13 protein-coding genes are annotated in these 15,440 nt (G+C 61.8%); 5 read left to right on the forward strand and 8 right to left on the reverse strand.

The annotated features are described in order from the left end of the window. Positions 1-165: 165 nt before the first annotated feature. Together QFZ88_RS09005 and QFZ88_RS09010 are read left to right on the forward strand one after the other, a co-directional pair. Entirely contained in the window at positions 166-639 is a 474-nt protein-coding gene (locus QFZ88_RS09005) for a pyridoxamine 5'-phosphate oxidase (RefSeq protein ID WP_024926988.1), read from the forward strand. Next, positions 636-1,967, forward strand: a complete 1,332-nt coding sequence (locus QFZ88_RS09010; protein WP_024926989.1) for a GAF domain-containing protein — start codon at positions 636-638, stop codon at positions 1,965-1,967. Before QFZ88_RS09005 ends, QFZ88_RS09010 begins: the two co-directional genes overlap by 4 nt. Before the next feature lie 180 nt (positions 1,968-2,147). Here QFZ88_RS09010 and QFZ88_RS09015 read toward each other — a convergent pair whose 3' ends face one another. The 8 genes from QFZ88_RS09015 to QFZ88_RS09050 form a co-directional block, all read right to left on the reverse strand. Next, positions 2,148-2,399, reverse strand: coding sequence for a conjugal transfer protein TraD (locus tag QFZ88_RS09015; RefSeq protein WP_139116408.1), 252 nt, complete (start codon positions 2,397-2,399; stop codon positions 2,148-2,150). A gap of 703 nt (positions 2,400-3,102) precedes the next feature. Further along, entirely contained in the window at positions 3,103-3,726 is a 624-nt protein-coding gene (locus tag QFZ88_RS09020; RefSeq protein ID WP_024926990.1) for a cupin domain-containing protein, read from the reverse strand. Positions 3,727-3,852: 126 nt separating this feature from the next. Beyond that, positions 3,853-4,611: an SDR family NAD(P)-dependent oxidoreductase gene (locus QFZ88_RS09025; protein ID WP_024926991.1), complete on the reverse strand. Its 759-nt coding sequence runs from the start codon at positions 4,609-4,611 to the stop codon at positions 3,853-3,855. Positions 4,612-4,653: 42 nt separating this feature from the next. Continuing rightward, a complete protein-coding gene (locus QFZ88_RS09030) occupies positions 4,654-5,826 on the reverse strand; it encodes a M20 aminoacylase family protein (protein WP_024926992.1) in 1,173 nt (390 codons plus the stop codon). Positions 5,827-5,890: 64 nt separating this feature from the next. Further along, positions 5,891-7,777, reverse strand: a complete 1,887-nt coding sequence (locus QFZ88_RS09035) for an ABC transporter ATP-binding protein (protein ID WP_065996647.1) — start codon at positions 7,775-7,777, stop codon at positions 5,891-5,893. Beyond that, positions 7,777-8,697 carry an ABC transporter permease gene (locus tag QFZ88_RS09040; RefSeq protein WP_024926994.1) on the reverse strand — a complete coding sequence of 307 codons (921 nt, stop codon included), beginning with the start codon at positions 8,695-8,697 and terminating at the stop codon, positions 7,777-7,779. Before QFZ88_RS09040 ends, QFZ88_RS09035 begins: the two co-directional genes overlap by 1 nt. A gap of 13 nt (positions 8,698-8,710) precedes the next feature. Next, a complete protein-coding gene (locus QFZ88_RS09045; protein ID WP_024926995.1) occupies positions 8,711-9,700 on the reverse strand; it encodes an ABC transporter permease in 990 nt (329 codons plus the stop codon). Positions 9,701-9,812: 112 nt separating this feature from the next. Next, on the reverse strand, positions 9,813-11,381 hold the full coding sequence (locus QFZ88_RS09050; RefSeq protein ID WP_024926996.1) for an ABC transporter substrate-binding protein: 1,569 nt from the start codon (positions 11,379-11,381) through the stop codon (positions 9,813-9,815). Between the two features lie 414 nt (positions 11,382-11,795). Here QFZ88_RS09050 and QFZ88_RS09055 point away from each other — a divergent pair, with 414 nt between their 5' ends. From QFZ88_RS09055 to QFZ88_RS09065, 3 genes are all read left to right on the forward strand, one after another. Next, on the forward strand, positions 11,796-12,569 hold the full coding sequence (locus tag QFZ88_RS09055; protein WP_024926997.1) for a DeoR/GlpR family DNA-binding transcription regulator: 774 nt from the start codon (positions 11,796-11,798) through the stop codon (positions 12,567-12,569). Positions 12,570-12,822: 253 nt separating this feature from the next. Then, positions 12,823-13,140 (forward strand): hypothetical protein, encoded by a 318-nt coding sequence (locus tag QFZ88_RS09060; protein ID WP_024926998.1) that lies wholly within the window; start codon positions 12,823-12,825, stop codon positions 13,138-13,140. A gap of 35 nt (positions 13,141-13,175) precedes the next feature. Next, a complete protein-coding gene (locus QFZ88_RS09065) occupies positions 13,176-15,434 on the forward strand; it encodes a N,N-dimethylformamidase beta subunit family domain-containing protein (protein ID WP_024926999.1) in 2,259 nt (752 codons plus the stop codon). The last annotated feature ends 6 nt before the right edge of the window (positions 15,435-15,440 follow it).

The following is a 15,440-nucleotide window of genomic DNA, read 5'->3' on the forward strand; positions in this document are numbered from 1 at the left end:
GGAGGCCCGCTGCCGGATCAGGCGATCTGTCGATTGTCGTCAGGCGAGCACTGACTTTTCTAGCGGGTCTGCCAAACGGGCATTCCTAAAAGGATATGCAAGCCCGTGTCGAATACCCTAAAAGAACACTAAAAATACCTTGGCGCGCTATTCTTGGGGGTACTCATGTGGCTGGATGACAGACTGATCGAGTATTTGCATCGCCCGCTGATGTGCCTCATCGCTGCCACCGACGAGACTGGTCGCCCGATAGCGGGTCGCGGCGTCGGCTTGCATGTGCTCGAAGACCGGGAGACAATTGAGGTTGTCTTTTCTGCTTGGCAATGGCCACGGCTGGAGTCCTCCATCCGGCAGACCGGACGGCTCGCCGTCACCTTTGTCAGCCCTCCGGACTATGTCAGCTTCCAGCTCAAGGGCTCCGCCGCCATGCGGGAGATTGCAGCGCACGATCTCGACTGTGCCGGACGTTTCATGGCGGCGACGACGAATGTGCTTGCGTCCCTTGGTATTCCCCGGAGCAATATCGCGCCATGGTTCACGGACCGGGAAGCGCGGGTCGCCCGGCTGAATGTCCGCGAAATCTATATCCAGACACCCGGACCGCAGGCAGGCATGTTGGCCGGCATGAGGTCACAATGAGCCTTCGGCTGGCCGATCTTTCAGCTTGCTTTGAAGGGGTCATCCCCTCAGTCATCGCCAGCGCTTCGGCCGATGGGATGCCGAATGCTTCTTATCTCTCGCATGTGGTGCGGGTCGATGACGAACATGTTGCTCTCTCCAACCAGTTCTTCGCCAAGACAGCAGCGAATGTGCGCGCCAATCCGAAGGTTGCGCTGGTCCTTGTCGATGGCATTACCGGAGACCAATTCCTGCTCGATGTCAGCTTCGTGCGCTCCGTCGATGTCGGTCCCCTGTTCGACAAGATTACACGGCAACTCAAGGCGAGCAGCGCCCAGGTAGGCATGTCGGATGTCATGCGGCTTCGGAGCGCCGATATTTTCCGCGTGCACCAGATCGAGGCGGTGCCTTCCCCGGTGGAAACCACGCCAAGCAGGCGCAATCCCGTTAGCCTCCCAGCCCTTTCAGAAGCGGTAAAAGCGATTGAACGGCAGGCTGAGGCGGAAGAAATCATCGACAGCCTGCTCTGCAGCGTCCAGCAGGTCTTTGGGTACGACCATGCGCTCGTCCTGATCCGCAACGGTCACCGGGGCTCTCTGGTTACCATGGGCAGCATAGGTTACGAGCGCTCGGGAGTGGGATCGGAAGTCGCCGGCGGCGAGGGATTGATCCCGGCGGCAGCAACGAGCGGCCAGACGATCAAGGTCAGTGACATGAGCCGCGTGCGCCGGCTAAGCGAAGCCGTAGGTCAGGAGGCGGAGACTTCGGAAAGCACCACTCGCGCGGTTGCCTTCCCACATTTGTCTACGGCGATGAGCCAGATCGCCGTTCCCATGACCGACCGCGGTACGGTGACCGGGGTGCTTTTCATCGAAAGCGAGATTCGGCTGGCTTTTCGCGAGGATGATGAAGCGGCTCTCGAAATCCTTGCAGGACGAGCCGCAAGCGCCCTACGGGCAAGTGAGCGCGAAGCAACCGCTGAACCTATGCAAGTTTCACCTCGGCCCGAACCCGCAGCCCCTGGCGGGCAGAGAATCCGCGTGACCTGCCATCGCGTCGACGACAGTGTGTTCATAGACGGAGCCTACATCGTGAAAGGTGTGGCAGGTGCTTTGCTGCGCCTGATGCTTGATTGGCGCAGGAGCGATGGTCGCAACGAGTTCACCAACCGAGAGATGCGCTTTGCTGTTGGAGCACAGATGCCGGAGATTAAGGACAATCTTGAAACCCGGCTCTTGCTTCTGCGCCGCCGGCTCGAAGAAAAGCGGGCTCCCATACAGATCGTTCGAATCGGAAGAGGCCGTGTTCGGCTAGAAGCCGCAGGAACCGTCGTGCTCGAAGCCATCTGAGAATGAAATGCCGACGATCATCATGATCAGTCCCCTTGTCGTCGCTGCGCCAGAACCGGCCTTTCTCAACCCCTTTCGAAACGGCCTCTTAGACAGGAGGACCCTCTCAAACTGCGCATAATTTGTCTCGACAGCAGCTTAGTTCAATCCCAAATCAAATCAGCTCAACCCCATTCGACTTTAATCTCCACGTTCTCTTTCGCGGTGCGCACCGACTTTTCCGTCGCGAAAACCTCTTTCCCCCTTCCGGCCCAGAGTGTTTTGGCGCTCGTCGTCGTCGCTTCTGAGTTTGCCGGCCATCCAGGGGAACGCGCCGAGGATGGTGGCACGGTCATCACGGGCAACGTCCACGATGTCGGATTTGACGATAAGACCGCCCAGTTCAACTAGATGACGCGTGCGCCTTCGGCGCTCGACTTGCCGGGTGCGCATGCCCTGCCCGCGCCGCTTGAGAGCGATTGCGCGTCATCTGGTTGCGCCTGAGCGGCCTCGAGGTGCAGTGGCGCGGGATCGTGATGGCTGTTGGTAGTCGATGCGGTGAGGCTCGGAGCGAAATCGCCCCTCCCAAGCCAGCTAAAGGGTAACGCCAACACGATGCCGAGAGCCGCAATCGAGGAGGCGCAAAGAGGAGCTTTCTGGGTCGCCAATGAGGAACTTCGCCACGTCGAGTGGCATAAGCGTCGAACTCCGGTCCGTCGTGGGTCCGCGACGGACCGGCTTTCGGAAACCGCGCGGCAATCCTCCCTCGGAACGTGGCGTTGAAGTTTGCCTTGACGGACTGGTCGGAGACGCCAGATCCGAAATGACCGCCATAGGGGACGCGGAACGTGGTAGCGGCGTCAGGGCGAAGTCGAGGCCTGCCGCCAACTATCGGGATCAGGCGGACGATTTCTACACATCGCAGCCCTCGGTAACGTGCTCGGCTCCGTCCTGAAAAGTAGCGTCATCGATGCGTACCAAGCCCGCAACTAGATGCCGTTGGGCCGGAGGCATCTCCTAAGGCGTCGCAACAGCTTGCCCGGGGCGGCCTCATAATCCTCGACCTTCGAAAAGTCGGCGTAGAGCTTGCCCTAAGGAGTTCAGGCAGTCCGCATTCCCCTTAGAGTAGCGGCAGCACCACAACCTCGGCCACGCGTCAGAAAGTCGGCGGCGTGCAAGTCCATAGAATACTTGCAGGCTCGACGCCCGTGTTCCGGTAGGAATGTGGAATGTGCGAGCGGAAACAGAAGGAGTCGCCTTCCTTCAGGCTGTAGACGACGCCATCGAGGATCAAGTCGATTTGGCCGCGCAAGATATAGCCGGTTTCCTCGCCCTCATGCGAGATGGCGGCACCACTTTTCGCCCCTATGGCGATGTGGTGGATATTGCTCTGCAGGAGATGTCCGCCTTTGTAGGGTATTATCCGCTCGAAGGAGATGCCCGCCCAATCGCCTGGGCGATCGTCTAGGGTCACAATTGGGCGTGTGCCCGCTCGAAACACCGGTGAGTCGTCGGGCTCGCCTTCTTCGAAAAGCCAGCTGATATTGGTTTCCAGCACGCGAACCAGCCGATGGATGAGCGGTAAAGACGGCAGCGCACGGCCGTTCTCTGCCTTGGAAAGCAGGCTTTCAGAACATTGGCTGCGCTTTGCCAGTTCCTTCAGCGTCAGACCTTTGGTCTGACGCGCCAGCTTCAGCTTGATACCGAGCCGACGGCGCGATTCAAGCAGCTCGTCCGACTCGGCTTCGCCATCGTCCGTCAAAAGGTTCGCTTCGCTCATCCTCTCCGCTCTCTACGCCGCCCGAGCGCATACGTCATTTCCATTTTTGCCGTTGTTACAGGTTTTTCAGCGTCTTGCTCGACTTTTCCCGAGACGACAGAGAAGACCCGCACATCGCATCGCGGTTCAGTGCGCCATGCCGCCGTCGACCATCATCGACTTGGCGGTAATGTACCGCGCTTCCTCCGAGGCGAGGAAAGTGTACATCGGCGCAACCTCCGCCGGCGTGCCCTGCCGGCCTAGCGGAACGATACGCTTGACGATCTCGCCATGCGAGCCCGACCCGCCCATATAGTCGATCGCCGGATTGTTGAACGGCGTGTCGATCCAACCCGGCAACACCGAGTTGACACGGATGTTGGAGGGCGCGAGTTCCTGCGCCAACGCAGTGGTGAAGGCAATGACCGCGCCCTTGGCGGCGGCATAGGCAGTCATGCCCGGCGCGCCGCGTAGGCCTGCCAAAGAGGCAGTGGTGATGAAGCTGCCACCGCCGGCACGCTGCAGGGCCGGAGCGCCATATTTGGCGGCGAAGAAGGTGCCCCGCGCATTGATGTCGAAGATCGCGTCCCATATCTCGGCTTCGAACGCGTCGATTGCGCCGGTCCGCATCAGGCCCGCGAAGAAGGCCAATGTATCGAGCCCACCAAGTTTCCTATCGGCAAACGCCACGGCGTCGCGAACCGAAATCTCGTCGCGGACGTCGCAGCGAATGCCGTGAGCGCGGGCACCCAGCCCGCGGGCGAGTTCAACAGCTTCCGCCATTGCCGCTTCGTTGATGTCAGCGACAACCAGCGCAGCACCGTTCCTGGCAAAATCCTCTACGCAGGCGCGCCCGATGCCCGTTGCCGCCCCGATCAGAAGCGCGCGTTTCCCGGTCAGTCTCATATACTTGTCCTCCTCAGTTGTTAGGTCTGTCGGCGGGCGCCGTCAGTTACGCTTCTTGACCGTCGACCAATTGGTTGCCACCGATGTCCAGTAGAGCGCGCCCAAGGGGATCAGCGCATCATTGAAATCGAAGGCGGGATTGTGCAGCGGCGTATCGTTGCCGTTGCCGATCCACACGTAGCAACCGGTCTTGGCGTTGAGCATGAAGGCAAAATCCTCCGAGGCCATGCTTGGCTCGAATTCGGTTAGCACGGCGTCTCGGCCCCAGAGGTCTTCAACCACCGCCTCGGCGATACCTGCTGCGCCATTGTCGTTTATGGTGGCCGGATAGCGTGGCTCGAACGTCAGAGCGATGCGAACTTGATGGGTGATCGCCACGCCCTCGACAATCTGGTCAAGCCGTTCGCGTACCTTCGCCCGCGCAGCGTCAGAGAAGGCGCGCACCGTGCCGTGCAGCGTCACTTCGCCGGGCAGCGCATTGAGCGAGTTACCACCGTGGATCTGGGTCAGCGACACGACGGTCGGCTGGAGCGCATCGACAGAGCGGCTGGTGATCGACTGCAGGCTTGAAATCAGCGCACCCGCCGCGGCGATGGCGTCGGTGCCGAGATGCGGCAAGGCGGCATGCACACCCCTGGCGTTGATGACGATGGTGAACAGGTCCATCGCCGCCATCATCGGCCCGGGTCTGACTGCCACCGTGCCGAGCGGCAGGTTCGGCCAGTTGTGCAGGCCGAACACGGCATCGACCGGGAAGCGGTCGAAGAGGCCTTGCTCTACCATTAGACGGCCCCCGCCTTCAGCCTCCTCGGCGGGCTGAAAGATGAAGCGAACCCGGCCGCCGAAGTCGCGTTCACGCACAAGATAGTCGGCCGCAGCGAGCAGCATGATCATGTGGCCGTCATGGCCGCAGGCATGGCTTATGCCGTCGTTGCGCGAGCGATAGCTGCGGTTGCCTTCTTCCTGCATCGGCAGAGCGTCCATGTCGGCGCGCAGGGCTATGGATGGGCCCTCCTTGCGCCCTTCAAGGGTCGCCACCAATCCGGTGCCGGCAATACCTGTCTCGACCTGTAAACCCATCTCGACCAGACGCTCGGTGAGGAACGCCGCGGTCTGGTGCTCCTTGAACGCTACCTCGGGCCACTGATGCAGATGCTGACGCCAGCCGGCATAGACCGCCTGACGATCACGGAAAAAGGCTTCAGCCGATGCCATTCAGATACGTGCTCCGATGCTGCCGTGGCGTCCGGTCATGCAGACTTCGACGGTGTGGATAGCGTCATGGACGTGCTACATGAGCCGCAGCCAGCCTCGCCACGTCGACCACCGGCAACCCGTTCAGGCCGAGGTGACAGGCGCTGGCATTGCCGTTGGCGTAGATCGTCTGGGCCGGGTCGTCGGTCGCGCAACGGTCGAAGGCGAACGGACAGCGGGTGCGGAAGCTGCAACCAGCGGGGATGTCGATCGGGTCCGGCGGCTCGCCTTCCAAAAGGTAGGTCTCGGTGCGGTAGGGCTTTTCCTCGACCGTCGGCACCGCGCTCAACAGGGCCCGCGTGTAGGGATGCGCCGAGCGACCGAACATGGTGTCGTTGTCGGCGAGTTCGACGATGCGGCCGAGATACATCACTGCGATCCGGGCGCAGACGCGCCGCACCATCGCCAGATCATGCGAGATGTAGACGTAAGTGATGCCGCGCTTGATCTGCAGCGTCTCGAACAGGTCGAGCAGCTTGGCCTGTTCAACCTGGTCGAGCGAGGACAGCGTCTCGTCGAGGATCAGCAGTTCGGGTTCCAGCACCAAGGCGCGCGCAATGTTGACGCGCTGGCGCTGGCCGGCACTGAGGCCGACAGGCAGTTGGTTGTAGAGCGCGGGCGACAAGCCCACCTCGGCCATCACGTCCTTGACCTTCTTCTCGATCTCGTGCCGGGAGCCCAGGCCATGGATCAGCAGCGGTTCGGAAATGGTCCGGCCGATCGAGCTGTGCGCGGCAATCGCGTTGTAGGGGTCCTGCAGAAGCAGCTGGAAGCGACGGCGCAGGCCGAGTAGTTCGCTGCCGCGCAACGAGGCGATGTCGTTGCCCTCGAACAGGATCTGGCCGGTGTCGGGCGCTTCGAGGCAGCTCAGCAGGCGCGACAGCGTCGACTTTCCGCAGCCCGATTCACCGATGATGCCGAAATTCTCGCCGCGGCGCACCGTGAATGACACGCCGCGCACCGCCCGCACCTTGCGGTCGGCAAAAATGGCGGTGCGGTCGCGAACGCGGTAGACTTTCTCGACATCGCGGACATCGAGAACGACGTCGCCAGACGAGGGTTGCGGCGGCTTTTCACTGGTCGCCCAGATCTTTGGGACCTTGGCGACCAGCTCGCGCGTGTAGCCGTGCTCGGGCTGGCTGATGAGGCTGCCAACCGACTGGCGCTCGACGATGTGGCCGCGATCAAGCACGATCATGTCATCGGCGATCTCGCTGACGATGCCGAGAGAGGACGAGACGAAGACGACGGCGGTATCGAAATCCTTCTGCAGGTCGCGCAGCAGGCGCAGGATCTGTGCGGCCACCGTGACGTCGAGCGGCTGGGTGATATTGTCGGCGATCAGAAGCTTCGGATTGGAGACCAGCGCATCGACGATCAGCGCGCGCTGCATCATGCCGCCGGAGAACTGGAACGGATATTCGTCGAAGCGCTGCGCCGGCGATGGAATGCGGACCGCTTCAAGCGTATCGATGACACGCTTGCGGGCCTCGCTTCGCGACAGGTCGGGCGCGACCGCGCCGAGCTTTTCGAGGATCTGATGCCCGACCGGAACGGTCGGGTCGAGCGCGCTGGTCGGGTTGGCGCCGATATAGGCGATCTCGCGCCCACGCAGGCCAGCCATCTGGCAGGCAGGCAAGGTGAGCAGGTCGCGACCGCCATAGTTGACGATGCCTTTGGTAATCTTGAGCGGCGGCTTGATCCAGTTGACCAGGGCGCGCGACAGTACCGTCTTGCCGGAGCCGCTCTCGCCGATGATGCCAAGCACCGAACGCGGCGCAACGGTCAGATCGATATCGGAAAGGATCGAGCGCTCGCCGGCAACGGTGTTGACGACCACCGACAGGCCGCGCACCTCCATGATAGGCGGCGCGGAAGCAGATTGCGGATTGGACATCAGGGGCTTTGACATCATTCCCCTCCCTGCAGGATGTGGTTGCGCGCACGTTCGAGAACGCCGCCCATGAGATTGAGACTGCCGAGCGACAGCGCCAGAAGGACACCGGGAACAATGGTGATCCACCACGCATTGAGCAGGTATTGCGTGCCAGACGAAATGATCGTGCCGAAGGTCGGGGTGGGTGGCTGGATGCCGATGCCAATGAAGCCGAAGATCGCTTCGAAGATCATCATGCGGGCAACGTCGAGGACGGCAACGAAGGCGATCGGCGGCAGGATGCTCGGCGCGATGTGGCGCACCATGATGCGGAAGTCGCTGGCGCCGAGGATTTTTGCTGCCCGCACATATTCCTTCTGGCGCTCCGCCAGGGTGACGCCGCGCGAGACGCGGGCATAGACCGGCCAGCTTGCCAAGATGAGGACGGCGATGATGGTCATGGGCGAGGGGCGCGACATACCGAGGATGGTGATGGCGAGGATGACGACCGGGATCGACATCTGCACGTCGGTCAACCGCATCAGGATGACGTCGGCCCAGCCGCCGCGGTAGCCGGCATAGATGCCGATGGCACAGCCAAGGATGAACATGCCGATGACGCTGACGACACCAATGGCGAAGGCGTTGCGGAGCCCGATCAGCGACCGCAGCAGAAGGTCCCGGCCGAGTTGGTCGGTGCCCAGGAAATGCGGCAGCTTGCCGCCTTCCATGAACAGCGGCGGCAGGAACTTGCTGGCCACGTCCATCTTGGTCGCCGAAGCGTCGATCAGGTAAGGGCCAAACAGGGTCAGCAAGGTCAGCGCCAGGAAGATCGACGCCGCGATCTTCATCTCGTTGTAGCCCCATGCGCGGCGCACGATGCGCGCCGTAACCCCGCGGCTCTTGGGTTGGGTGGCGGCAGTGGTCATGGCTGCCTCGGCGGTCGATGTCGTCATGGGAGGCCGTCCTTCAGAATTTCAAGCGGCGATCGATGGTCGTCGAGGCGAAGTCGACCAGCATGTTGATCGCTACCAGCGCTCCGCTGGCCAGGATCGCGACGGCCTGGATGATCGGGAAGTCGCGCTGGAAAACGGCATTGATGGTCAGCATGCCGATGCCGGGATAGCTGAAGATGTATTCGACCACGAACAGGCCGCCGAGCAGCATGCCGATCATCTGCGCGCCGAATAGATTGAGCAGCGGCACGGCGGCGTTACGCATCACGTGCTTGACGACCATGGTGCGGCGGGACAGGCCGCGCACCATGCCGACGTCGAAATAGACCTCGCCGAGGTTGGCGGCCACCGAGACCGAGATGGCGCGGATCATCACCGGCGACAGTTCGATCGCCAGCACCATTGCCGGGATGATCGTATAGGCAAAGCCATGATAGCCGATCGCCGGCAGCAGCCCTGATTTGGCCGACATCAGGAAGATCAGCACCACGCCGACCCAGATGTTGGGCAGCGATACGAACAGCGAACTGACATAGAGCCCGAGCCGATCCGGCCATTTTCCGGCACGCAGGCCGGCCGCCATGCCGATCGGCACGGCAAGCAGCAATGCAAAGCCGACGCCGAGTGCCGCGAGTTGCAGGCTGTAGGGCAAGGCTTTGCCGATCAGGTCGGCAACGGAGGCGCGGCTTTCGGGATTGAAGCCGGCAGAATCCTGCGAGCCGCCTGTACTACCGCCCTGCACGCCGCGAATGAAGGATCGGCCGAGATCGCCGGAGGCAACCTGGCCCATGAAACGACCGAACTGCACCAGTAGCGGGTCGCGCAGGCCGAGGTTCTTGGCCGTCTCTTCCAGCACGCTTGCCGGTGTCATCGGTCCCAGAATGATGCGGATCGGATCGCCCGGAACCACGCGCAGCAGCGTAAAGATCACGAAAGCGACCAGCATGACGATCACCAGCCCCTGGCTTATCCGCCGCAGGAAGAACTCGATCGCGAAGGCCATGATGCCGTCCCTGAATGAATGAAAGGATCGAGCGCGCGTGCCGGCGCGCCATGGTGGGCTGTCGTCCGGGCGGCGGAGGCGTGCTGCCTCACCGCCGCCCGGAACACGACAGTTAGCCCAGTTTGGCCTTGCTGAGATCGATCGGACCGTTCGGATAGAAATATGCACCTTCGAGCTTGTTGGACATTGCGCGAAGGAACACGGACGAAAACAGCGACAGGCTCGGCACCTTGGCGGCCAGCAGCGGCAGCGTCTCCTCCTGAAGGATCTTCAGGCGTTCCTCAGTGGTCTCGGCGTTGCGCTCCTTGTCGAGGGACGCATCGATCTCGGGGTCGTTGATGCCGTTGATCAGCGCGAACTTCGAATAGTAGTTCGGACGCAGCACCAGATCCGGCTCGGGCGAACCCGTGATCCAGCCGACATCGATGATGTGGCCAGGCCCCTGGCCGTCGGCGCGACGGTAGATCTGCTCTTCCCAGGCCGCCGGTTCGAGCGTCGTCAGCTTCACCGGGAAGCCCTGCTCCTGCAGCATCGCGGCGACCAGTTCGCCATATTCGCGGGTCTTCGGATAGAAGCCGACCGAGGTGATGTATTCGATCTCGGGCAGGCCCTGGCCGTTGGGGAAGCCGGCCTCGGCCAGCAGCTTCTGGCACAGTTCCGGATCGTATTTCGGATAGTCGGGAACGTCGACATAACCGAACTTGACCGGCGAGATGTGACTGCTGGAAGCCTTCGCTGCCTCGCCGACAACCGCCAGAACCTGGGCGCGGTCGATGGCATGGACCGCGGCGAGACGCACGCGAACATCATCGAAGGGCGGCTTGTTGCAGCGGAAATGGAGATACTTGTTTTCACTCGACAGGCTGCTGTTGGTGACGATGTTGGCTTCGGCCTTTAGAGATTTGTACTGTTCCGGCTCGAGCCGTTCGGTCAGATGATATTGGCCGTTCAACAGGCCGAGAACGCGGGTGTTGGCGTCGGGGACATAGGTCCACAGCAGCGTGTCGATTTCCGGCTTGCCGTCGTAGAAGGCGTCGTTGGCCTTGAAGACGATCTGATCGCCCTTGGTCGCTTCGTAGCGGAACGCGCCGGTGCCATTTGGGCGCTGCTTGAGAATGTTGGGATCGGCGACATCCTTGGCCGACAGGATCGGCAGGAAGGCGGAGACGTACCAGAAGTTCAGCGCCGGGTAGCCGAACTTCTCGGTCTTGAGACGGACCGTATAGTCGTCGACGATCTCGACCTCGACCTGGCCCGGATACCACGCGGAGGCCGGACGGCTCGGCTGCGAGGCGTATTCATAGGTCGCCTTGACGTCCTCGGCCTTGAATTCCTTGCCGTCGTGGAATTTCACGCCCTGACGCAGCTTGTATTCGAGCGTGTGTTTGTCGATGACCTTCCACTCGAGCGCAAGGTCGGGCAGGATCTCGCCCGGGTTCTCCGGCTTCATCAGGCACTTGGTCAGACGGCCAAACACCAGAGCTTCGGCAGTGATCTGCGGCGCGATGGTATGGGACGACGGATCCCAGCTGCTGGTCACGGTGCCAGCTGCGGCAAAGACAAGCGTCTTTGCATCCTGTGCCCATGCCCTGCCGAACCGGCCCATCCCGGCGCCAATCAGCAGCGAGCCGGCGCCAAGCACCGAAGCGCCCGCAAGAAACGTGCGTCTTGTCGATTTCATTGATTTATTCCCCTCACCTTAACAGTGGCGTTGATTGTGTTCCCACGCGAGACACGCACCGACTGCGCACTCCTCCCGCAGCAGCCCAAGACTTCAACAGACCAGCAGCGCCTGTCAAGTCACTTGAATAGCAAGCCGGCTCTCTTGAACGAACGCTATAGTCGTTGCTTTTGTCGGGCAACACGTTGTAGACAGCCAGTAGCCCGAATATGGTATCCAATATGACCGTTCAGTCAATGCGGGTGACCGAAGTTTTTTGACCGACGGCTGTCACTGTCATGTTCACGCCGCGCCAATGACGCTGTACCGGCTTCTTGATGACGGCGCCGACGACGAAAGGCGAGTTGCGATGCGGCCCTTTACGAAACGGTGCCGCACCGCGTAGATTTCCTTACGAGATGTTGCGAAGAATCAATGACTTTCAGCCGCTTCAGTCCAGAACAGCGCCGCACGATGATCATGGATGTCGCCCGCGAAAAAGGGCGTATCTTGGTCGAGGATCTCGTCCAGCAACTGTCGGCATCCAGTGAAACGATACGCCGCGACCTCAACCAACTTGCCGCCTCCGGCGCGTTGAGAAAATTCCACGGCGGCGCATGTCTGCCGTCTCTGGTCGACGAAAACCCGTTCTCCATCCGCATGTCGGAGCAAACGGCAGGCAAACGGGCAATTGCCAGGGCTGCCGCCAAATTGTTCGGCAACGGTGAAACGATGTTTATCGACACCGGAACCACCACCTTGTTCCTTGCCGAGGAGCTGTCGCACCTGAGCAATTTGTCCGTTGTCACCAATTCGTCGGCGATTGCGGCAACGTTGTCCGGGCACACCAACAGCGTCTTCCTGCTGGGCGGCCTCTACCAGGCTGATGCCGGGGAAACCACCGGCGAGGCAACGATCGAGCAGATCTCCAATTTCCGTGCCGCGCATGCGGTGCTGACGATTGGCGCGATCCATGCCAGGAACGGCGTCATGGACTTTTCGCTCGGCGAAGCCCAGGTGGCGCGAGCCATGATCGAGCAAGCGGACCGGCTCACCATCATCGGCGACCACTCGAAGGTCGGCCGTGGCGCATTTGCCAAGGTCTGCCAGCTCGACGTCATTGACCGCTTCGTTACCGACGTGCGGCCGCCTGCCGAAACGATGGACGCTCTGCTGGCCGCCGGCGTCGAGGTCATCGTCGCGACCTGACGCCTCCGCCAGCCCAGACTTTTATTTCTTCCTGCAGCGACGACCGGGCTGACATCCATCCGCCTGCCGCCCTTGTGTTTTTCAAACAGCAATTGACCGTTCGGTCATTGACAACAATTATTCCAGTCGTTCTATTGACCGAATTGCGATACGCCGCTGCCCTGGAACCTTATGGAAGCGACGAACAGACGGGAATGTGTGGCGCAGGTTATCCGGATCGGGATGCGATCACGGCGAGGAAAGGGAGGCATCGGTGGCGAGAGAAGAGTTGGACAGGCTGATCCAAGGCCGAAACCTCGGTGAACTGGTGACCGAGTTCCGCGCCAAGACCACGGGCCAGCACAGCCCGGCACTGCAACGTCTCATCAACCGCATCCGCAGCGAACCGATGACCGGCAAGCTGGCTCTTTTGTGCACTCGACCGCACGAGGAATGGCGGCTCGTCCAGATGAACGGGCGCGGCAAGCCGATGACCTTGCTCGACGGCGTCTTCCACGACCTGAACGATGCCGAGTGGGCAATCTTCAAGCTGCGCATGAAGCGGCATTTCGACATCGACCTGAACGACTGAACGACCGTGCCGGCGTAGACTTTGGAGACTGGCTCATGCTGAAAATCACCGGATATGCCGATCGCGTCAGCGCGATGCCGGGCGACGCCATCCGCTTCATGATCAATTGCGAGTATCCGCACTATCAGGCGAGTGTGGTCAGGGTCGTGCAGGGTGATACCGCGCCGGAAGCGCCGCCGGTAAAGCTGGTGCCGGTGCCGAGCGCGATCGATGGCCGCCATCCCGGCCGGCCCCAAGTGATCCACGCCGGTTCATTCGCACGCATCGACGGCGACATTTTCGCAGGCTCCCGGAGTTTTTCGCTGCAAGCGATGATCATGCCGACGACCCCGCTCAAGGGTCGCCAAGCGATCATTTCCAAATGGGATGAAACGGCCGGCCGCGGCATCGCCATGGTCGTCGCCGACGACGGTTCAGTCGGCATCGAGATCTCCGACGGCAAGACCAGCAAGGCCTTGTCCCTCGGCAAGCCGATGCTGGCCAAGCACTGGTATTTCGCCGCCGTGACCTATGACGCGGCAAGCGGCGAGGCCAGCGTCCATCAGGAACCGCAGCACCAGTTTCCGACCATCGACGACAGCGGATCGGCCAGCGCCGTCCTTCCAGCTGATATTGCCTGGGAGAATTCGGCGCCGCTTCTGTTTGCGGCGAGCTGGGGCGGCGAGGATGCCGGGCGCAGCGTCGGGCGCGCGCTCTACAACGGCAAGATCGATCGGCCGCGCATTTCCAATGCCAGCTTGCTGCTGACCGACCTTCAGGTACTGCGTGGCGACCGCTGGCCGGAGCGGCTTGCGGGAACCCTTGTCGGGGCATGGGATTTCTCGCGCGACATTCCCGGCATCCGCATCGACGACGTCTCGGGCCGCGAGCGCCACGGCGTCATCATCAACATGCCGACGCGCGGCGTGACCGGACACAATTTCACCGGCGAAGACGGCTTGTGCTGGAAGAATTGCCCCGAGCAATGGTCGGCTATCCATTTCCACGACGACGACATCTACGACGCCGGCTGGCAGGCGGATTTCGCGCTGACCATCCCCGAAGGCATGAAAAGCGGCATCTATGCCGTTCGCATTGAAGCCGAAGGCGAAGAGCAGTTCGTCACCTTCGTGGTCAGGCCGGCACGCGGCAAGCCGACGTCGAAGCTGGCGTTCCTGTTCCCGCTCGCCACTTACATGGCTTATGCCAACGAGCATTTCGGCACCAATGACGGCCTGGTCGAACTCCATCTCAACCGCGCGCTGGTGCTACATCCGCACCAGCAGTTCCTCAACGAGCACCGCGAATACGGCCATTCGCTCTACGATCTCCATTCGGACGGCAGCGGCGTCTATTATTCCTCACGCCTTCGCCCGGTGCTCAACCTGCGCCCGAAGGTCGAGGCGAACCATGGCGCGGGGCCATCGCATCTGTGGCTGTTCAACGCCGACACTCACATCACCAGCTGGCTCGAGAATTTCGACCAGGACTACGACGTCATCACCGACGAGGACCTGCACCAGGAAGGCTACGGCCTGCTGAGCGGCTATCGGACGGTCGTTACCGCCACCCACCCCGAATATTATTCCAAGGAAATGTGGGACGGCGTCCAGCGCTTCACCCATAGCGGTGGGCGGCTGATCTATCTCGGTGGCAATGGCTTCTACTGGCGGATCGCCTACCACGCCACCCAGCCGGGCATCATCGAGGTGCGTCGGGCAGAAGGCGGCAGCCGCGCCTGGGAGCCGCCGACGGGCGAGTATTATCATAGCTTCACCGGCGAATATGGCGGCTTGTGGCGGCGCCAGGGCAACCGCAGCCCCAACCACCTGGTTGGCGTCGGTTTCACCGCGCAGGGTTTCGACCAGTCCTCGCCCTATCGTCGCGCGCCCGGTGCCGACGACCCGCGCGCCGCCTTCATCATGGAAGGCGTCGACGATGAGATCCTGGGCGATTTCGGCCTGACCGGCGGCGGCGCGGCTGGCATGGAACTCGACCGCCACGACGTCTCGATCGGTTCGCCACCGCATTCCCTTGTGGTGGCCAGTTCCGGCCACCATACCGAGGCCCACGTGTTCGTCGTAGAGGACATGCTGTTCAACTTCATGGGCGCCACCGGCGACGTCTGCGACAAGGTCCGTGCCGATCTCGTCTTCTTCGAGACGCCGAATGGCGGGGCGGTGTTTTCGGTCGGCTCCATTGCCTATTCCGGCTCGCTGCCCTGGAACAATTTCGACAACAACATCTCCCGACTGACACTGAACGTGCTGCGACGGTTCATGGACCCGACACCGTTCCCGATGCCCAACGCCTGACCTGCG

The sequence above is a fragment of the Mesorhizobium sp. YL-MeA3-2017 genome (assembly GCF_030814575.1).
Taxonomy (GTDB): domain Bacteria; phylum Pseudomonadota; class Alphaproteobacteria; order Rhizobiales; family Rhizobiaceae; genus Mesorhizobium; species Mesorhizobium terrae.